This window comes from Romboutsia sp. LXY-2 (genome assembly GCF_056171995.1).
Genome location: NZ_JBKFGI010000006.1, coordinates 344537 through 364057, shown reverse-complemented (window position 1 = coordinate 364057; position 19521 = coordinate 344537). Strand labels below are relative to the sequence as shown.

The window sequence follows — 19521 nt, the reverse complement described above, 5'->3', positions numbered from 1 at the left end:
TTGTATGTATTATTCTGGTTGAGGAGCATCAACTGGACATACACTATTACATGCACCACATTCTATACATACTCCAGCGTCGATAACATATTTATCATCACCAGCAGTTATACAGTTAACTGGACATTCTGGTTCACAAGCACCACAACTTATACAAGCATCAGTTATAAAATAAGCCATATTTATTTCCTCCTTTTATTGAATTCAAAATATATAATACCCATAAAGTAACATAAATATTCATATTGACTTAAATTTAATCTTACAATTTTGTTCTTTGATTTATTTGTCGTAAGAAGGTATAATTAATCTATATATGAGGAGGAAGAATATGAGTTATGACGATAATAAAATAAGGCGAAGAAAAGTAAGTAGTAGCCAAGCTTCAATTTCAAAGCCAGTAGTAAGTGATAAAACATATGAGAAAAATAAAAAAACACATTCAATAAATAGGGAAAAAATACATGAACAAAGCTCTAATTACTCAGAGAGAAGGGCAGAAAAGAAAAGAAAAGCTAAAAAAGAAAAAAATATAAAAATATTGAAGAGTTTATTAGTAGCGATACTAGTAGTTATTGTAATAGCATCTACTGTAGGATCAGCTATAGTATTTTCAGTTGTTAAAGATGCTCCTAAAGTAACAAAGGAATTATTGAAGTCAAATTATATAAGTAGTGAAACAGTAAGTATCGATGAGATACCAATTAACTTGAGAAATGCTATCGTGGCAATTGAAGATGAAAGATTTTACAAACATAATGGAGTAGATATAATTTCACTTGGAAGATCAGTATTACACAATTTATTTACTGAAACTACCCAAGGCGGAAGTACTATAGACATGCAAGTTTCGAAAAATTTATTAACAAGTGAAGAAAAAACTATTCAAAGAAAAATAATAGATATGTATAACGCTATTCAAATGAACAAAATTATGTCAAAAGATGAGATACTTGAAGCATATTTAAATAATATCTATTTAGGGAGATCTTCTTATGGAGTAGCAAAAGGAGCTAAAGTTTTCTTTGGCAAAAATGTTTCTGATTTAAGTTTGGCGGAGTCGGCAATGTTAGTAGGAATTACTAATAACCCAGCACGATATATGGAACATAGTCAAGCTAAGAAAAGACAAGAAACTGTATTATATAAAATGTATGAACTAGGATATATTACAGAATCAGAATATAAAAAAGCTAAGAGAGACCCAGTTCCATTTATATCTGAAATAGGACAATAAAGAGGTGTATAATGAGTTTATTTAAATTTAATTATGATGAAAATGAATATGTATTAGAAGTGAAAAACTGTAGTGCAGTGATTAATGATGAAGAAAAACCAGTTCAAAATTTTGAACTAAAAACAATATTAGAACTTCTAAATGAATGTGAAGAGATTGATTTTGATGTGGAATACTACCAAGAGGCATGTCCAGCATGTCTAAAGGGGGTAAAAGAAAAAGAAAAATTCTTCCCATTTTTAGAATATCATTTTTATATATTCACTAAAGACGGGAAATATGTAATAAGTGACATAAGTAAAGATTATAAAGGGCTTTCATTTAATAAATTAACGAGAGCCAAAAAAGTAGATGATAGTTACATAGTTAGTATAATAGCTTGTAAAAATTGTCTAGATTATATAGTACAAATAGAAAATTGTATAGTTTAATAAAAAGGTATCTCATTAATATTTTTAATGAGATACCTTTTTTATTAATAAACATATGTAGCAAATGTAGCTTCTATTTCTGAAGTTACTTTAATAATACCAGGTGTAATCTCTGGTGAATAAGCATAGTTTCCTGGAGTAGGATATGTAACTGAATAAAGGGAAGAGCTATTCTCATGTATTTTATATGGAATATTATTATACTTAACATTGAAGCTTTTTGCTAATAATGATGCTTTATTAACAGCATCTTGAGTTGCTTTTTTCAAAGCTTTATTGTAATAAAATTGAGGATTTGATAATTTAAAATTGACAGTAATATTATCATTAGCCCCATTTTCAATAGCTAAAGAATATATATCGTTAAGCTTAGCAAAATCGTTAGTAGTTACTGTTATAATGTGACTGACCTTATAAGATAAAAAAGTATTATTAATATAATCATAATTTCTAGTTACTGAAATATCGTTAGTTGAGATATTTTCCTTAGATACGCCGTAATCAAGTAAGCTTGTTAGTATATTATTATAAGTCCTATCATTTTGTTCTTGAGCTTCTTCTAAGCTTTTATTTTCTGTTGTAATACCTATGCTTAATACTGCGAGATCGGCTTGAGTTTCAATTGTACCTGTACCAATAACTGACATAGACCCAGTTTGACCATTTACAGGCATTCTCATATTTCTAAATTGCATAATATAACCCCCATAAAATAAGTATATTCTTTAGGACAATTATATTCAGAATAAGCTAAATATATGAGATAATATATATAGATTAGCCTAAAAAGTTAATTATTAGAGATATGTTTTAGGGGAGAGATAATATAGTGAGAAAAAGGATAGGGGTTATTGCATCAGATAATGAGTTAAAAAAAAGAATAGAAGAGTTATATGCAAGTGATGTTGAAAATGGAAATATAATTATAGATATTATTAATGTTGAGCTTTTAGAAAACCAAGGTAGAATACTTGTTGAAAAGGGAGCACAAGCCATAATAGGAAGAGGTGGAGGATACAAACTCATTTTAGAAACTGTAAATGTACCTGTAATACCTCTTAATATGAAAGCAATAGATTTACTAAAAGCGATAAATAGTGCTAGTAGTAAAGGAAAGGAAATAATATTAATATTAGGACATGATGAAATATTCTTTAATTATGAAGAGTGGAGAAATATATTAAATCTTGATATAAAAGAAGAATGGTTTAAGTCAAAGTTTGAAATAAGAAATAAGGTTTTAAAGTACATAGATAAGAAAGATGATATAGTAATAGTTGGAAGTGGAATAGCTTGTTCTTTTGCAAAGCAATATGGTATTGATAATGTATTTATTAATGCCAGTGATGAATCAATAAAAGAATCTATAGAATATACAAAAAAATTATTAGAATCTTTAGAGGAAGAAAAATTCAATAATGAAGTGCTTACAAACGTCTTGGATGGCGTTAAAGATGGAGTAATTGCCATCGATAATAAAGGACGAATTGTTTTATACAATGAAAGTGCAGGTAAGATATTTAAAGAAGATAAAAAAGATGTATTTAATAAATATATATTAGATGTTTTTCCACATATGGATTGGCTTGTAGAGTGCTTACACAAGATGGAAGATAGCGAAAGAAAAATAAGACATATCGATAATCTAATTGTAAATACTAGAGCTAATGTAATTAGAGTAGATAATAATGTCTATGGTATATTAGGCATTATCCAGGATATTACAAAATTACAAAACCTAGAAAGAAAGATAAGAATTGATTTAAATAAAAAAGGATTATATGCTAAATACAGCTTCAGCGATTTCATACATAAAGATAAGGTAACTCACGAATTTATCAAAGAAGCGAAAAAAATTGGTAAAAGTGACTATACAGTTTTACTTTATGGAGAAAGTGGAGTTGGAAAAGAAATACTAGCGCAAAGTATTCATAATATAAGCAATAGAAAAGAAAGGCCTTTTGTGGCAATAAATTGTGCAACGATAGCAGAAAGCCTTCTTGAAAGTGAACTTTTTGGATATGAGGAAGGTTCATTTACTGGAGCGAGAAAAGGTGGTAAATTAGGGTTGTTTGAATTGGCTCATGGAGGAACAGTATTCTTAGACGAAATAAATAGTCTTCCACTTAATTTACAAACTAAGTTATTAAGGGTGATTGAAGAAAGGCAAATTATGAGAATTGGTTCAGACAGAATAATACCATTAGATATAAGGATTATAGCTGCTACCAATGAATCATTAATAGAGAAGATTAATACAGGATCTTTCAGAGCAGATTTGTTTTATAGATTAAGTAGTTTAGAGATAAACATACCTCCACTAAGAGAAAGAGAAGAGGATATAATTCTTCTATTTGAACATTTTGTAAAAGAAATATTAGAAGATAGAAGTTTAAACGGCATAAGTAGCATTAATGGAGATTACGAATTATCTTGTTTGGAAATTGAAAAACTAAAAAAATATAATTGGCCAGGAAATGTCAGAGAATTGAAGAATGTTGCAAAAAAATATGTTATAACTGGCAAAATTAAATTAAGCAACCTAAATATTATTGAAAATAAAAGTAATATATCTTCAATAAAAAATATAAAAGATGATACTATTGATGTATCAAATTTACAAATCAACATAAAAGAAGTAAATAGATATGTAGAGGAAAAATTAATTAGTATGCTTTTAGAGCAAGGTATTACTAAAAGTGAGGTTGCTAAAATTTTAGGAATAAGTAGAACAGCATTATGGAAAAAAAATAATAAGAACAATTGATTTATTTACAAGAAATAGTGTTAACTTTAATTAACTGATGTTTATTAAAGTTAACATTGTTTGTTCTTTTATAAAATATAACTTTAAACAAAAATAAGAAAATGTAAAATTCAGATTATTTGTTAAAGTATTTTTGGATTTTTATATATATTAATTAGGATTATATATAAAAAGTTAAATAATGGCATTATTATTGCTTAATAAGAAGATAAGCAAATTGAATATTGTTTAAGGGGGCTGTTATGAAAAAAGGTATGGCGGCAGGTCACGCAGTGTGGCCTAGAGAAAAGGATATTATATTTAACTTATCGGAAAGAGCACAAAGAGCAGAAAAAAATCTTGGCAGGGAAAACGTTATTAACGCTACGATAGGATCGTTAATGGATGATTATGGAAGATTAATAACTATGGATAGTGTATTTAATGAATTTAAATCATTACCAAATAGTGATATAGCAGCATATGCATCTTTAGAAGGTCAGCCGGATTATTTAGAAGCTGTAAAAAAAGCATGTTTTAAAGAGTATGCACCTGATGCTTATATAAGAGCTGTTGCATCACCAGGAGGAAGTGGCTCTATAAAATTAGCATTATGGAATTATACAAACTGGGGAGATGAAATACTAACTTCAGATTGGTTTTGGAGTCCATATGTAAGTATTTGTGAAGAGGTAGGGAGAAAGGTAACAACATATAAGTTATTTGACAGCGACAATAAATTCAATTTCAATTCATTTAAATCAAAATTCATGGAAATAGCATCAAAGCAAGAGAGGATTTTTGCATTACTAAATACACCAGCACATAATCCAACAGGATATAGTGTTTCAGATGATGAATGGGATAATATACTAGACTTATCAAAAGAAGTAGCAAAAGATGAGAATAAAAAAATAATATTATTTGTAGATGTTGCTTATATTGACTTTGCAAGTGATGATAATAAAAGCAGAAAGTTCTTTAAGAAGTTTGAAAATCTACCATCGAATATATTAGTAATAGTTGGATTTAGTATGTCTAAAGGATTTACAGCTTATGGAATGAGAATGGGAGCAGCAATATCTATCACATCTGATGAGAATATATCTGAAGAGTTTTACTATTCATGTGTACATTCATGTAGAGCAAACTGGTCAAATTGTAATAGAGGAGCAATGTCTTTATTATGCAATATAGTTAATGACACAGAAAAATATAAAGAATATAGTGAAGAAAAAAATAGATATAAAAAAATGCTAAGAACTAGAGCAGATGCTTTTGTTGAGGAAGCTAAAAAGATAGATCTTGATATACTTCCATACATAGATGGATTCTTTGTAAGTATACCATGTGAAAATCCTAGAGAAGTTTGTGAGGAGTTAACAAAGGATAACGTATATGTTGTTCCACTAAAAATGGGGCTTAGATTTGCAGTTTGTGCTGTATCAGAAAGTAAATGTAGAATAGCGCCAAGTATAATAAAAAATGCATTAAATTATATTGAAGGTAAAAATTCAATAAGTAAAGAGGAAAGTTTATCTACAGCAGAATAAAAACTAATAGATATGGGGGATAAATATATGAAGGTTTTAATGACAGGTAATGAAGCAATAGCTCGTGGAGCTTATGAAGCTGGCGTAAAATATGCATCTGCATATCCAGGTACGCCAAGTACTGAAATTTTAGAAAATGTAGCTACATACAAAGGGGATATTGTAGCTGAATGGGCTCCAAATGAAAAGGTAGCACTTGAAGCAGTAATTGGAGGATCTATAGCAGGAGCTAGAACTATGGCTTCTATGAAACATGTAGGTATAAATGTTGCAGCAGATCCACTATTTACATTTGCTTATACTGGTGTTAATGGGGGAATGGTATTAATATCAGCAGATGAACCAGGAATGCATTCATCTCAAAATGAACAAGACAATAGAAATTATGCAAAATTTGCTAAAATAGCTTTGTTTGAGCCATCAACAAGCCAAGAAGCAAAGGATATGTTAAAAGAAGCATTCGAGGTAAGTGAAAAATACGATACACCTGTTTTATATAGAGTAACGACTAGATTATGTCATTCAAAAGGTATAGTCGAGTGTAGTGATAGAGTAGAAGTAGGAATAAAAGATTATGTAAAAAATACTCAAAAAACTCTTACAGTGCCAGCTCATGCAAGAAATTTAAGATTATCAGTTGAAGAAAGATTAGGAAAGTTAGCGGATTATTCTAATAATACTAATTTAAATTATTATGAAATAAACGATACTAAAATAGGTGTTGTAGCTTCAGGAATGTGTCATACATTTGCAAAAGAAGTATTTGGAGAAGATGCATCATACATGAAGTTAGGATTTACTAACCCACTTCCGATAGAAAAGATTAAAGAGTTTGCTTCTAAAGTAGATAAAATTTATGTAATAGAAGAAAATGATCCATTCATTGAAGAGCAAATGAAAGCAGCAGGAATAGATTGTACTGGAAAAGAGTTATTGCCTGTATATGGAGAGATGACTCCAGATGTAATAAGACAATCGATATTTGGTAAAATGAATGATACTATAGATTTTAATGAAGAGTTAGTTGTACCAAGACCTCCAGGATTATGTGCAGGATGTCCACATAGAGGGTTCTTCTACGAACTTGGAAAAAGAAAAAATGTACTTATATCTGGAGACATAGGATGTTATACTTTAGGGTTTGCACCTCCATATAATGCTATGGATACAGTTGTTTGTATGGGAGCTAGCTTAAGTACTGGCCATGGTGCACAAAAAGTATTTAATATGAAAGAAGATAATAAGATGAGAGTTGTAGGAGTATTAGGTGATTCTACATTCTTCCATACAGGAGTAAACTCTTTATTAGATGTTGTTTATAATAGAGGAAACTCAATATCAGTAATATTAGATAATAGAACAACTGGTATGACAGGTCATCAACAAAATCCAGGAACAGGATATACACTTCAAGGAGAAGTTACTAATGAGGTTGATATAGAGGCATTAGTTAAGGCTTGTGGAGTTAAGCATATAAGAAGCATAGATCCAAATAATTTAAGTTTAGTAAAAGAAACCTTAGATTGGGCATTTGAACTAGATGAACCATCAGTAATAATAACTAGATATCCTTGTGTTTTAAAAAGATTCTCTAAGCAAGATATTGAAGAATTTAATAATCCATTTACATCTAAGTGTGAGGTTGATAAAGAAAGCTGTATAGGGTGTAAGCTTTGTATCAAAACTGGATGTCCAGCATTATCATTTAATAAAGAAGAAAAATTAGTAACAATAGATAAGAACCAATGTGTAGGATGTAATGTATGCTCACAAGTATGTCCTAAGGATGCTATATCTAATAATGCTACAAGCAAGGAGGTAATGTAAAATGACTAAAAGTATATTATTAGTAGGAGTAGGTGGACAGGGAACTATACTTGCAAGTAAATTATTGACTACTGGCTTAATGGAAGCTGGATATGATGTAAAAATGAGTGAAATTCACGGAATGAGCCAAAGAGGTGGTTCAGTATCATCTCAAGTTAGATATGGTGAAAAAGTATATTCGCCAGTTATAGAAATCGGTGGTGCTGATATATTAGTTTCTTTTGAAAAAATGGAAGCTTTAAGATGGATGAAATATCTTAAGCCAGGCGGGAAAATTATAACAAATAATTATAGAATGGATTCTATACCAATACTAACTGGTAACTGCGAATATAAGGAAAAAGAAATAGAAGAAGAGTTAGAAAGATTAGGAGCAACAGTATTAAATGCAGCAGAAGTAGCAGTAGAGCTTGGGAATGCAAAGGTAATGAATATAATACTTTTAGGTGCATTAGTAAAGTCTATGAACTTAGAAGAAATAAACTGGGAAAAAATAATAAGAGACAATGTAAAAGAAAAATTCATAGACATCAACCTGAAAGCTTTTGAAGAAGGAATGAAGTTAGTTTCTGATGAAGCTATAGCATTAGGATAATTATAAATAAGCTATTGTGTAGGGTACTCACAATAGCTTATTTAGGTAAAGCATCATAAGAAAATATTAAGGGGGATAATAATGGATTATAGAATATTAGCAATAAATCCAGGATCTACATCTACAAAAATTGCGGTTTATGATAATGATAAACAAATATTAGTTCATGGTATAGACCATCCAGCTAGTGAAATAGCAAAATATGAAAAAATACAAGATCAATTTGATATGAGAAAAAATGAGGTTTTAAAAGTACTTAAAGAAAATAGTATAGATATAAAAACCCTAAGTGCTGTTGTTGGGAGAGGAGGAATTCTTCCACCTGTTAAATCAGGAGCATACTTAGTAAATGATGAAATGGCAGATAAACTAAAAAATAGACCTGTTTTAGAGCATGCATCAAACTTAGGAGGATTAATTTCCTTTGAAATAGCTAATGAATTAGGAATTAATGCATACATATATGATTCTGTAGCCGTTGATGAACTTACTGATGTAGCAAGATTATCAGGAGTAGCTGGAATGGATAGAACTTGTTTAAGTCATGCTTTAAACTCTAGAGCTATGGCGATAAAATATTCTAAAGATATTAGCAAAAAATACATTGATTTGAATCTGATAGTTGCTCATCTTGGAGGTGGAATTTCTCTAAGTGTTCATGAAAAGGGTAGAATGGTAGATATAGTATCAGATGATGAAGGACCATTTTCACCAGAAAGGTCAGGAAGAGTTCCTTGTAAGCAACTTATAGATAGATGTTTTAGTGGAAAGTATACACACAAAGAGATGCTTAAGCTTATAAGAGGCAAGGGTGGAATAGTCTCTTATTTAAATACTGTTGATGTTAGAGAAGTTGAGGCTATGATAGATGGCGGCAATAAAGAAGCTAAACTTGTTCATGAGGCTATGATATATCAAATAGCTAAAGGTATTGGAGAATTAGCAACTGTTGTTGACGGAAAAGTAGATGCGATAATCATAACAGGGGGGATTGCTTATTCTAATAAAATTACTTCTATGATTAAAAAGAAGGTAGAATTTATTGCACCAGTAGAGATATATGCAGGTGAAAATGAGTTAGAATCATTAGCTTTAGGAACATTAAGAGTTCTTAGAGGAGAAGAGAAAGCAAAGCTTTATTGTGAAAATGAATTAGCAGAAGCATAATTGTAAATTCTGGTTATATAAAATATGGGAGAAGATTATATCTTCTCCCATATTATGTATCAATGGTTACTAGCAACGAAAAGTTTCGCAACTAGCATTTTGAGCATTTATTTGAACAGCTGGAGCTTTACAACATTCATTTTCGTTGTGAGTACAGTCACAAGCACCACATTTAATATCTTCTGTTCCTACACAGTCACAATCATTACTGCAATTAGTAAAACCAGCAACGCTTTTATCTTGGAATGATGCACAAGTTGTATTAGATGTAGTTTTAGCATGAGCACCATGTACATTTATTCCGCCTGCGTAACAAGATCCGCTATTGTTAAATGCACAATTAGATGCAGAACAAGTTAAATTATTAGCCATATTATTTACCTCCTAATTTTTAATTCTAGATTATTATGTGGAAGTAAAAAAAATTTATTCATTATCTAGGCATGCAATCAGAACATATTATCATCACATCATTTAATGTTTCTCTCCCTAGATTTTTTTTCAAATGAATTACATCTACATTCTCAAGGCAACCACAAATACTACATTTATGGTTATATTCAGAAAGGGCATATTCCTTAAATAGTAGCCAATGAGCAGATTTTAAATAGTCTTCGTAATCAACCCTTAGGCATGTTTCTAAGAAATTTATGTATAAATTATCGATGTCTAAAGTTGTTAATTTAGTATGCTCTGGTGAAAAATAGTCGCAATAACCAGAAGCTTCAGGTATTGTATCTAACATTATGCATTTAATATCATATCTATAATCTTCATCTGGTCCATTAAAAGATAAATGTGTACAAAAGGAACAGCAATTCTTTGGTAAACTTTCTTCCAACTCTTTAAGTTTATTATTCATATTATACCCCCACCTAAATAATTATAAATTCATCTCAATGTTTGAAAATATTAAATACTAAAGCCATTTGTAAAACAGCTTGGCTTACAATTAAAAAATATTTAGCTTATAAATGTATATTGTTTAATCAAGAATAATATTCTAAAAAAATAAAACTATAGAAAAGAAAATGAAGAAGGATTTAATATAGATATAAAGTATTGTTATATATATTACTAATTTAAAAATTTAAGGTGAAAATAACAATGAAGAATAATGAAAGTAAAAAATATAAAATTAATATAGAAATAGAAAATCGATTGAAATATAATTTAGAAAAATATAATATACTTTTGAGTAAATATGAAAAAGAAAATAATCTTGGAGGTATAAAAGAAAATAATGTAAATAACGAATTGGATTATTATATTGAAATGAATGATTATATAATCTTTAAAAATATTAATAATAAGTCTATTATATCTAAAACCGAAAATATAATTACAGGGGCTATTATAAACTATGATAAATTTTGTGACTGTAAGCTAAAAAATTTAGTATTTGTAAATTGTTCTTTTTATGGAACTGTATTTAGTAATTGTTCTTTTAAAAATGTAGTTTTTGATAAATGTGATTTTTCTGATCCATCAGGATTTATTGCATTGTTTAAAGAAGATTGTAGCTTTAGTGAGTGTAGTTTTAAAAATTGTAATTTGGAAAAGAGTATATTTATAAATACATCATTTGATAAAACAAAGTTTATACTAAGTAATCTAAAAAGCTCAATTTTAAAAGAAAATAATATTAAAGATATAATAATATCAGATTGTGATATGAGAAGTATTAAAATTATTGAATCTAGAATGGAATGCCTATTATTTGAAGATGAATTTTTAACAAAACTAGATGAAGAAAGTTTTATTGATGAAATATTTATTGGCAAAGGTGATAAAGATTTAGAAAAAATTTATAAAATATATAAAGATATATCTACAAAGTTTGAAGCAAATAGATTACCAAATAAAGCTGGAGAATATTATTATTTATATAAAATGCTTGAAAATAAGACTTTAAGGGGATTAGATAAGATAAAATCTTATATTTACTGGATGTTATGTGGATATGGTGAAAAGCCAACTTATGCTTTGATTACATCTATTGAAATAGTATTAGTATTTACTTTATTATATATGTTTACAGGTTTAAGTATTGGAGCTGAAATTATAGACTATGATATTTTAATACTTAAAGACTTACCTTCTTCTGAATTGGTACTTGATTTTCTAAGGTCTTTATATTTTAGTGTTGTAACATTTACAACAGTTGGATATGGAGATATCACGCCTATTGGTTATAGTGTTTTTTTATCAGGAATTGAAATGTTTCTAGGGGTTACAATGGTTGGGATTTGGACGGCCACTTTAGCTAGAAAAATAACAAGATAATAGTAAAATAAAGAGGAGTTACCTTTAACAAGTAACTCCTTTTATATTATATAGCTTTATTTAATAAAAATTTCTCTATAGTTTTAGCTACCCCATGATTATTATTAGTATCAGTAACATAGTCAGCTATTTCTTTTATACTATCACGAGCATTTCCCATTGCAACACCAAGTCCTGCTAGTTTTATCATGTGTTGGTCATTTTCTTCATCACCAACAGCTATAGTTTTTTCTATAGGAAGATCTATGTTGTTGCATAGTGCTTTAAGGGCAGTCCCTTTATTAGCTTTTTTGTTTAGAAATTCTAAGAAAAATGGAGCAGATCTTACTATTGTATAATCTTCATACATTTTTTTAGGAATATTAGAAATTATTTCCTCTAATCTTTCAGGCTCATCTACAATCATTATTTTACAGAATTTTATGTTTTCATCAATATCTTCTTTACTTCTATATTCTATAGAAATGTTGTTAAGATTTGATTCATGTATAGTATATTTATGTGGTGTTTCTTGTGGTGTTATTAAGTTTGTAGGTGTACTTATGTGTATATTTGTATTAAAAGGTTTAAAAATTTGGTCATATATTATGTTAAAATCTTCAACAGTCATATCTATATCAGCTATAACTTTTTTACTTTTAACTTCTTGGACTACTGCACCATTAAAACATATAACATAATCTCCATCATCAGTTAAATTTAATTTTTCTAATAAAGGAGTAACTCCTGGAAGAGGTCTTCCTGTAGAAAGTACCACTTTAAATCCTTGTTTCTTTGCTTCCTGTATTGATTCATAAACATTCGACGTTATTTCTTTTTCACTATTTAATAAAGTACCATCTATATCTAAGGCAATAAGTTTATACATAGTCATCCTCCCAAGTATTTTATAAAAGTTTTTAATAGAAAACTTTAATTATAACGAACAATGAAATTATATCACATTTATAAAAATGAACAAAATAAATCTTATATAAAAAATATGTTAGTCGACTAAATATTTTTCTGAATGTATTGAAATAATATAAGTAATAGTATAAGATAATAGTTAGCTGACTAACTAAAGGAGGAAATAATGGTTTGTAATTTTGGGAATTCAATAAATGACATCTTATTTAAGCTAGTACATACACATTTTTTAAGAGTGCATTCATATCTTGATAAGATAGGTTTACATCCAGGTCAAACAAAATTATTATTAATTTTGAGAAATTTAAATGGATTAAGTCAAAGAGAGATTTGTGAAAAATTAAATGTGAAGCCATCAACTATTACAGTTATGATAAAGAGGATGGAAAAAACTGAGTTTATAGAGAGAAAAAGTGATGAAAACGATCAAAGAATCTCACGAATATTTATTACAGAAAAAGGTTTGGAAGTATGCAAGTTATTAGAAGATATAAATAAGGAAATAGAAAAAGAATGCTTTATCAATTTTACGGAAGAAGAAATTGATAAAGCAAAAAAGCTAATATCTAAGATGACAGATAATTTGATGGCAGCAAATGATAGAAGCAACCATTTAAATGATAAAGAGTTTTAATCTTAGCTTTAGAAAGTCTTATTAATTAATATAAGGAAGACTTTTTTACGATATGAATCGCTTTTTACTTTGGCATAAGAATAAAAATGGTTTAACAAACCTAGTTGCTTAAGGGAAGTGAATTTTTTATAAATCTAGCATAAGTACGGGAGGAAATTGAGTAAATGTTTAAGCTATTTAAGTATTTAAAGAAATCCGTAGTACCTGTTATAGCAATAGTTTTATTGTTAGTAGTTCAGGCAGTATGTGATTTATCCTTACCAGACTATACATCTAAGATAGTCAATGTAGGGATTCAGCAAGGAGGAGTAGAAAATGCTGTTCCTAGTGTAATTAGAAAAAGTGAATTAGATAAACTAATGATTTTTATGAGTGAGGATGATAAAAAAGGTGTTTTAGATAATTATGATCTATTAGATAAATCGTCACTTAGCGAAGAAGACTATAAAAAGTATGAAAAAGATTATCCAATAATAAAGGAGGAATCTTTATATAAGTTAAATACTAAAAATGAAGAAACATTAGATAAACTAAATAATATATTTGGTAAACCTATGATAATGGTATCAGGCTTAGAAAGTGATAGTGACCAGTCTAAAATGATAAAGCAACAACTATTACAAAACTTACCTCCACAAATGGCTTCAAGTGAAGATGTAGATGTATTTAATATTCTTTCTATGATGCCTAGTGAACAAATAGATGCTATGAAGGAAAAACTAGATGATCAATTTAAAGATTTTCCAGATAGTATGATAACTCAAAGTGCTGTTTCATTTGTGAAAGCCGAGTATGAAAAAGTAGGTATAGATACAGAGAAAAATCAAAATGTATATATATTAATAGCTGGTGCTAAAATGCTTGGAATAGCATTAATAAGTATGATGACCACTGTAGCTGTTGGTTTCTTAGGTGCAAGAGTTGCCGCCAATCTTGGTAAAGATCTTAGAAGTGGTGTATTTAGAAAAGTTATGTCTTTCTCTAATGAGGAATTAACTAAGTTTTCTACTGCTTCACTAATAACTAGAAGTACTAATGATATCCAACAAATACAAATGCTTATGGTTATGTTGCTTAGAATAGTAATTTATGCTCCAATATTAGGTATTGGCGGTGTAATGAAAGTAATGAATACTAATACATCAATGGCTTGGATCATAGGTGTAGCTGTAGCTGCTATTTCATGTGTTGTATTATTCTTATTTGCAGTAGTAATGCCTAAGTTTAAATTAGTACAAAAACTAGTTGATAGATTAAATTTAGTTACTAGAGAAATACTTACAGGAATTCCGGTTATACGTGCTTTTAGTACAGTAGACCATGAGGAAAAAAGATTTGATAAAGCAAATATAGATTTAACTAAAACAAATTTATTTGTTAACAGAACAATGGCTTGTATGATGCCAATGATGATGTTAATAATGAACCTTATTACGTTATTAATAGTATATAAAGGTGCATATAGTATTGATTCAGGTGCAATGCAGGTTGGAGATATGATGGCGTTTATGCAATACACAATGCAAATAATAATGTCATTCTTAATGATATCTATGGTTTCAATAATGTTACCAAGGGCTTCTGTATCAGCAACTCGTATAGATGAAGTATTAACTGCTAATTTATCTATACAAGATCCAAAAGAAGAACAAAAATTTGATGACAATAAAAAAGGTGTTGTTGAATTTAAAAATGTTTCATTTAAATATCCGGATGCTGAAGAAAATACAATATCTAATGTTACATTTACAGCTAAGCCAGGTCAAACTACTGCATTTATAGGTAGTACAGGTAGTGGTAAATCTACATTAGTTAATCTAATACCGAGATTATTTGATGTAAGCGATGGTGAAATATTATTAGATGGTGTAGATATTAGAAGTGTATCTCAGCATGAATTAAGAAATAAAATAGGATATGTACCACAAAAAGGTGTATTATTCAGTGGTACTATAGAATCTAATATAAAATATGGTAAAGAAAATGCAAGTGAAGAAGAGATGATAAAAGCGGCAAGAATTGCTCAAGCTACTGAGTTTATAAATGCTAAGCCAGAAGGGTATTCTACAGAAATATCTCAAGGTGGAACTAACGTATCTGGAGGACAAAAGCAAAGATTATCGATTGCAAGAGCAATAGCTAAAGATCCAGAAGTTTATATATTTGATGATAGTTTCTCGGCACTTGACTATAAGACAGATACTACCCTTCGTAAAGCATTAAAAACTGAAATATCAGATAGTACAGTATTAATAGTAGCTCAAAGAATAAGTACTATTTTACATGCAGAACAAATTATTGTTTTAGACGAAGGTAAAGTAGTAGGAATAGGAACTCACCAAGAGCTTCTAAAAAATTGTGAGGTTTATAACCAAATAGCTTTATCACAACTTTCTAAGGAGGAGCTAGCACATGAGTAATGAAAAACCAAGAAGAGGTATGGGGGGCCCAATGGGGAGACCTGGTATACCTGGAGAAAAAGCAAAAGATTTTAAAGGTACAATGAAAAAATTAGGCTCATATTTAGCAAAATATAAGCTTTCAATAATTATAGTAATAATATTCGCCATCGGAAGTGCAGCCTTTTCAATAGTTGGGCCTAAAATATTAGGTAAAGCAACAACTAAAATATTTGAAGGCTTAGTAGGGAAAATTTCTGGTGGTTCAGGGATAGACTTTGATGCAATAGGAAAAATAATTGCAACATTAGTAGTTCTTTATTTAATTAGTGCGGCATTTTCATTTGTTCAAGGATATATAATGAGTGGTATTTCACAAAAAATATCTTACAATTTAAGAAAAGACTTATCTACTAAAATAAATAGATTGCCAATGAAATACTTTGATACAAAAACTCATGGAGAAGTATTATCTAGGGTTACTAATGATATTGATACCTTAAGCCAAAGTTTAAATCAAAGTATGACACAATTAATATCTTCTGTTATCACATTAATTGGGGTATTAATAATGATGTTATCAATAAGCGTTAGTATGACATTAGTTTCAATGATAATATTACCAATATCAATGATATTAATGTCTGTAATAGTTAAGAAATCACAAAAGCACTTCAAAGCTCAACAAGAATATTTAGGTCATGTTAATGGTCATGTTGAAGAACTTTACGGTGGACACAATATTGTAAAAGTATTCAATGGAGAAGAAAAAGCTACTGAAGAATTTGATAAGCTAAATGAAACTTTATATAATTCAGCATGGAAATCTCAATTTTTATCTGGTATGATGCAACCTATAATGATGTTCATAGGAAATCTAGGATATGTTGTAGTTTCTATAATGGGTGGATATTTAACTATAAGAAACAGTATTGAAGTTGGAGATATTCAATCATTTATTCAATACGTAAGAAACTTCTCTCAACCTTTAGCGCAAATAGCTCAAGTTGCTAACTTATTACAATCTACAGCTGCAGCTTCTGAAAGGGTATTTGAATTCTTAGAAGAAGAGGAAGAAGATCAAACTGTAGAAAATCCAGTTTCAATAACTAATTTAAATGGTGAAATAGACTTTAAAAATGTTAACTTTGGATATAAATCAGACAAAACAATAATAAATGATTTTACAGCTCACGTTATGCCAGGCCAAAAAGTTGCAATAGTAGGCCCAACAGGTGCAGGAAAAACTACTATAGTTAAACTTTTAATGAGATTCTACGATGTAAATAGTGGATCAATAATGATAGATGGAAATAACCTTAAAGATTTTAACCGTAATGAACTAAGAGAAATGTTTGGTATGGTACTACAAGATACATGGTTATTTAATGGGTGTGTAAAAGAAAATATTAGATATGGTAAGCTTGATGCTACTGATGAAGAAGTTATAAAGGCAGCTAAAGCAGCTCATGTTCACCACTTTATTAAAACATTACCAGGTGGATACAACATGGAGCTAAATGAAGAATCAAGTAACGTATCTCAAGGTCAAAAGCAGTTATTAACGATAGCACGTGCTATACTAGCTGATCCTAAGATATTAATACTAGATGAAGCTACAAGTTCTGTTGATACGAGAACAGAAGTATTAATACAAAAAGCTATGGAAAACTTAATGGAAGGAAGAACAAGTTTTGTTATAGCTCATAGATTATCAACAATAAGAGATGCAGATTTAATACTTGTTATGAATAATGGAGATATAGTAGAGCAAGGAAGCCATGAGGAACTTTTAGAAGCCGGTGGATTCTATGCTAACTTATATAATTCTCAATTTGAAAGAGACGATGTAGAAGCTGTATAAAAAGTTTGATAAAAAGCAGAAGATTAGAGACACCTTAAATACATTAGTATTTGAGGTGTTTTTTACATAAAAAAATTTAGAAGAAAGTTATTAAAAAACATAAATATGAGAATTTGATTATAAATAAAAACTAATATATAATTAGAATTTAAGATAGGAGTGATAAAATGAAATTTAAAGATTTTAAATATAAAAGACCCTGTTATGAAATAGTTAAAGAGGAATTTTTAAAAATAATTAGGGAAATTAATGAAAGTGATACATATGAGATTCAAAGTAAAAATATAAATAAGCTTAATGAACTTAGAAATGATATAAAAAGTATATCAACTATAGCATCCATAAATTATAGTATTAATACACAAGATACTTTCTTCAAAGAAGAAAGAGAATATTGGGATGAATATTTACCATACTACGATGAATTAAATTCGTACTTTTATAAATCCATTGTAAATTCAAAATTTAAAGAAGATATTATTAATGAGTATGGAATGCAATTTTATAAAATTGCAAGTTATTCATTAAAATCTTTCTCTTCTGAAATAATAAATGAACTTCAAGAAGAAAACAAGCTATGCTCAGAATATACTAGATTACTTGCAAGTGCTAAAATACATTTTGATGGAGAAGATAAAAATCTTTCAGGGATTCAAACATATATGATATCGAAGGATAGAGATGTTAGAATTAAATCATCAGAAGCTTTTTATAGATATTTTGAGGAAAATGAAGAAAAATTTGATGATATATTCGATAAGCTAGTTAAAATAAGAGATTCAATTGCAAGAAAGCTTAAATTTAATAACTTTGTAGAGCTTGGTTATATAAGAATGATGAGAACAGAATATGATTCTAATATGGTAAAAGTATTTAGGCAACAAGTTCTTGATTATATAGTTCCGGTAGCATCAAAACTTTACAAAAAGCAAGGAAAAAGATTAGGAATAGATAAACTTACTTATGTAGATGAAAATATAGAGTTTTTAAGTGGTAATGCTAAACCAAAAGGAAATGATGAATATATAATTAATTGTGGGCATAAGATGTATGCAGAGTTATCTAAAGAAACTAAAGATTTCTTTGAATTTATGTTAGAAAATGAGCTTATGGATTTAGTTACTAAGCCGAATAAAGGTGCAGGAGGATATTGTACTTATATTCCAAAATATAAATCACCATTTATTTTCTCTAACTTTAATCAAACAGCAGATGATATTGATGTACTTACACATGAAGCAGGGCATGCTTTTCAATTATATATGTCAAGAGATATAGAAATGCCAGAAATAAACTTTCCAACACTAGATAGCTGTGAGATACATTCTATGAGTATGGAGTTTATAACTTACCCATGGATGGAATTATTCTTCAAGGAAGATAGCGATAAATATAAATTTGCTCATATGTCAAATGCTATAAAATTTATTCCTTATGGGATTGTAGTAGATGAATTCCAACATGTTATTTATGAAAATCCAAAACTTAGTAAAGATGAAAGAAAGAAAGTTTGGAGACAAATAGAAAGTAAATATCTGCCTCATAAAGATTATGAAAATAACGAATTTTTAGAAAAAGGAGGCTGGTGGTTTAAGCAAGGGCATATTTTCAAAAATCCTTTTTACTATATAGATTATACATTGGCACAAATTTGTGCACTTCAATTCTTTGAAAAAACTATGAATGATAATACTAATGCTTGGAATGACTATTTAAATATATGTAAGGTTGGAGGAACTAAATCATTTTTAGAAATAATCGACATAGGAAATTTAAAATCACCTTTTGAGAAAAACTCAGTTGAAAATGTAATTAATTATATTAGTGATTGGTTCGACAAAATTGATGACAAAAAAAAATAATTATTTATTAA

17 protein-coding genes are annotated in these 19521 nt (G+C 28.8%); 12 read left to right on the top strand and 5 right to left on the bottom strand.

Annotated features, from left to right (window positions below; genetic code table 11):
* Positions 1-9 precede the first annotated feature (9 nt).
* Complete coding sequence (locus ACI48P_RS12895) at positions 10-180, bottom strand: 4Fe-4S binding protein (RefSeq protein ID WP_475216297.1); 171 nt, start codon at positions 178-180, stop codon at positions 10-12.
* A 151-nt stretch (positions 181-331) separates the two neighbouring features.
* On the opposite strand from ACI48P_RS12895, the gene ACI48P_RS12890 reads away from it, so the two are divergent.
* Together ACI48P_RS12890 and ACI48P_RS12885 are read left to right on the top strand one after the other, a co-directional pair.
* Positions 332-1237 (top strand): transglycosylase domain-containing protein, encoded by a 906-nt coding sequence (locus ACI48P_RS12890; protein ID WP_475216295.1) that lies wholly within the window; start codon positions 332-334, stop codon positions 1235-1237.
* 11 nt (positions 1238-1248) lie between these two features.
* A complete protein-coding gene (locus ACI48P_RS12885; RefSeq protein ID WP_475216294.1) occupies positions 1249-1668 on the top strand; it encodes a DUF3785 family protein in 420 nt (139 codons plus the stop codon).
* A 44-nt stretch (positions 1669-1712) separates the two neighbouring features.
* Here ACI48P_RS12885 and ACI48P_RS12880 read toward each other — a convergent pair whose 3' ends face one another.
* A complete protein-coding gene (locus tag ACI48P_RS12880) occupies positions 1713-2363 on the bottom strand; it encodes an SIMPL domain-containing protein (RefSeq protein ID WP_475216293.1) in 651 nt (216 codons plus the stop codon).
* 134 nt (positions 2364-2497) lie between these two features.
* Here ACI48P_RS12880 and ACI48P_RS12875 point away from each other — a divergent pair, with 134 nt between their 5' ends.
* From ACI48P_RS12875 to buk, 5 genes are all read left to right on the top strand, one after another.
* On the top strand, positions 2498-4435 hold the full coding sequence (locus ACI48P_RS12875) for a sigma 54-interacting transcriptional regulator (RefSeq protein WP_475216292.1): 1938 nt from the start codon (positions 2498-2500) through the stop codon (positions 4433-4435).
* Between the two features lie 242 nt (positions 4436-4677).
* The gene (locus tag ACI48P_RS12870; protein ID WP_475216291.1) at positions 4678-5967 is read left to right on the top strand and encodes a pyridoxal phosphate-dependent aminotransferase; all 1290 of its coding nucleotides are present in this window, start codon (positions 4678-4680) and stop codon (positions 5965-5967) included.
* Positions 5968-5994: 27 nt separating this feature from the next.
* Entirely contained in the window at positions 5995-7794 is a 1800-nt protein-coding gene (gene iorA / locus ACI48P_RS12865; protein WP_475216290.1) for an indolepyruvate ferredoxin oxidoreductase subunit alpha, read from the top strand.
* Between the two features lies 1 nt (position 7795).
* Positions 7796-8389, top strand: a complete 594-nt coding sequence (locus ACI48P_RS12860) for an indolepyruvate oxidoreductase subunit beta (RefSeq protein ID WP_475216289.1) — start codon at positions 7796-7798, stop codon at positions 8387-8389.
* An 81-nt stretch (positions 8390-8470) separates the two neighbouring features.
* Positions 8471-9556, top strand: coding sequence for a butyrate kinase (gene buk, locus ACI48P_RS12855; protein ID WP_475216288.1), 1086 nt, complete (start codon positions 8471-8473; stop codon positions 9554-9556).
* A gap of 69 nt (positions 9557-9625) precedes the next feature.
* Here buk and ACI48P_RS12850 read toward each other — a convergent pair whose 3' ends face one another.
* Complete coding sequence (locus ACI48P_RS12850; protein ID WP_475216287.1) at positions 9626-9928, bottom strand: DUF1540 domain-containing protein; 303 nt, start codon at positions 9926-9928, stop codon at positions 9626-9628.
* A 61-nt stretch (positions 9929-9989) separates the two neighbouring features.
* Positions 9990-10418 carry a hypothetical protein gene (locus tag ACI48P_RS12845; protein ID WP_475216286.1) on the bottom strand — a complete coding sequence of 143 codons (429 nt, stop codon included), beginning with the start codon at positions 10416-10418 and terminating at the stop codon, positions 9990-9992.
* A 245-nt stretch (positions 10419-10663) separates the two neighbouring features.
* Here ACI48P_RS12845 and ACI48P_RS12840 point away from each other — a divergent pair, with 245 nt between their 5' ends.
* Complete coding sequence (locus tag ACI48P_RS12840) at positions 10664-11842, top strand: ion channel (protein ID WP_475216285.1); 1179 nt, start codon at positions 10664-10666, stop codon at positions 11840-11842.
* A gap of 46 nt (positions 11843-11888) precedes the next feature.
* Here the strand turns inward: ACI48P_RS12840 and yidA are convergent, their stop codons facing one another.
* A complete protein-coding gene (gene yidA / locus ACI48P_RS12835; protein WP_475216283.1) occupies positions 11889-12710 on the bottom strand; it encodes a sugar-phosphatase in 822 nt (273 codons plus the stop codon).
* Between the two features lie 207 nt (positions 12711-12917).
* On the opposite strand from yidA, the gene ACI48P_RS12830 reads away from it, so the two are divergent.
* The 4 genes from ACI48P_RS12830 (at position 12918) to ACI48P_RS12815 (ending at position 19510) form a co-directional block, all read left to right on the top strand.
* Positions 12918-13385 carry a MarR family winged helix-turn-helix transcriptional regulator gene (locus ACI48P_RS12830; RefSeq protein ID WP_475216282.1) on the top strand — a complete coding sequence of 156 codons (468 nt, stop codon included), beginning with the start codon at positions 12918-12920 and terminating at the stop codon, positions 13383-13385.
* 164 nt (positions 13386-13549) lie between these two features.
* Positions 13550-15805 (top strand): ABC transporter ATP-binding protein, encoded by a 2256-nt coding sequence (locus ACI48P_RS12825; protein WP_475216280.1) that lies wholly within the window; start codon positions 13550-13552, stop codon positions 15803-15805.
* The gene (locus ACI48P_RS12820) at positions 15798-17648 is read left to right on the top strand and encodes an ABC transporter ATP-binding protein (protein WP_475216278.1); all 1851 of its coding nucleotides are present in this window, start codon (positions 15798-15800) and stop codon (positions 17646-17648) included. Before ACI48P_RS12825 ends, ACI48P_RS12820 begins: the two co-directional genes overlap by 8 nt.
* A 167-nt stretch (positions 17649-17815) precedes the next feature.
* Positions 17816-19510 carry a M3 family oligoendopeptidase gene (locus ACI48P_RS12815; RefSeq protein ID WP_475216276.1) on the top strand — a complete coding sequence of 565 codons (1695 nt, stop codon included), beginning with the start codon at positions 17816-17818 and terminating at the stop codon, positions 19508-19510.
* Positions 19511-19521: the final 11 nt, after the last annotated feature.

Excerpts from the sequence above, each read along its gene's own strand:
- ACI48P_RS12895 (WP_475216297.1), bottom strand. The coding sequence starts at position 180 with ATGGCTTATTTTATAACTGATGCTTGTATAAGTTGTGGTGCTTGTGAA.
- ACI48P_RS12890 (WP_475216295.1), top strand. The coding sequence starts at position 332 with ATGAGTTATGACGATAATAAAATAAGGCGAAGAAAAGTAAGTAGTAGC.
- ACI48P_RS12885 (WP_475216294.1), top strand. The coding sequence starts at position 1,249 with ATGAGTTTATTTAAATTTAATTATGATGAAAATGAATATGTATTAGAA.
- ACI48P_RS12880 (WP_475216293.1), bottom strand. The coding sequence starts at position 2,363 with ATGCAATTTAGAAATATGAGAATGCCTGTAAATGGTCAAACTGGGTCT.
- ACI48P_RS12870 (WP_475216291.1), top strand. The coding sequence starts at position 4,678 with ATGAAAAAAGGTATGGCGGCAGGTCACGCAGTGTGGCCTAGAGAAAAG.
- iorA (WP_475216290.1), top strand. The coding sequence starts at position 5,995 with ATGAAGGTTTTAATGACAGGTAATGAAGCAATAGCTCGTGGAGCTTAT.
- ACI48P_RS12860 (WP_475216289.1), top strand. The coding sequence starts at position 7,796 with ATGACTAAAAGTATATTATTAGTAGGAGTAGGTGGACAGGGAACTATA.
- buk (WP_475216288.1), top strand. The coding sequence starts at position 8,471 with ATGGATTATAGAATATTAGCAATAAATCCAGGATCTACATCTACAAAA.
- ACI48P_RS12850 (WP_475216287.1), bottom strand. The coding sequence starts at position 9,928 with ATGGCTAATAATTTAACTTGTTCTGCATCTAATTGTGCATTTAACAAT.
- ACI48P_RS12845 (WP_475216286.1), bottom strand. The coding sequence starts at position 10,418 with ATGAATAATAAACTTAAAGAGTTGGAAGAAAGTTTACCAAAGAATTGC.
- ACI48P_RS12840 (WP_475216285.1), top strand. The coding sequence starts at position 10,664 with ATGAAGAATAATGAAAGTAAAAAATATAAAATTAATATAGAAATAGAA.
- yidA (WP_475216283.1), bottom strand. The coding sequence starts at position 12,710 with ATGTATAAACTTATTGCCTTAGATATAGATGGTACTTTATTAAATAGT.
- ACI48P_RS12830 (WP_475216282.1), top strand. The coding sequence starts at position 12,918 with ATGGTTTGTAATTTTGGGAATTCAATAAATGACATCTTATTTAAGCTA.
- ACI48P_RS12825 (WP_475216280.1), top strand. The coding sequence starts at position 13,550 with ATGTTTAAGCTATTTAAGTATTTAAAGAAATCCGTAGTACCTGTTATA.
- ACI48P_RS12820 (WP_475216278.1), top strand. The coding sequence starts at position 15,798 with ATGAGTAATGAAAAACCAAGAAGAGGTATGGGGGGCCCAATGGGGAGA.
- ACI48P_RS12815 (WP_475216276.1), top strand. The coding sequence starts at position 17,816 with ATGAAATTTAAAGATTTTAAATATAAAAGACCCTGTTATGAAATAGTT.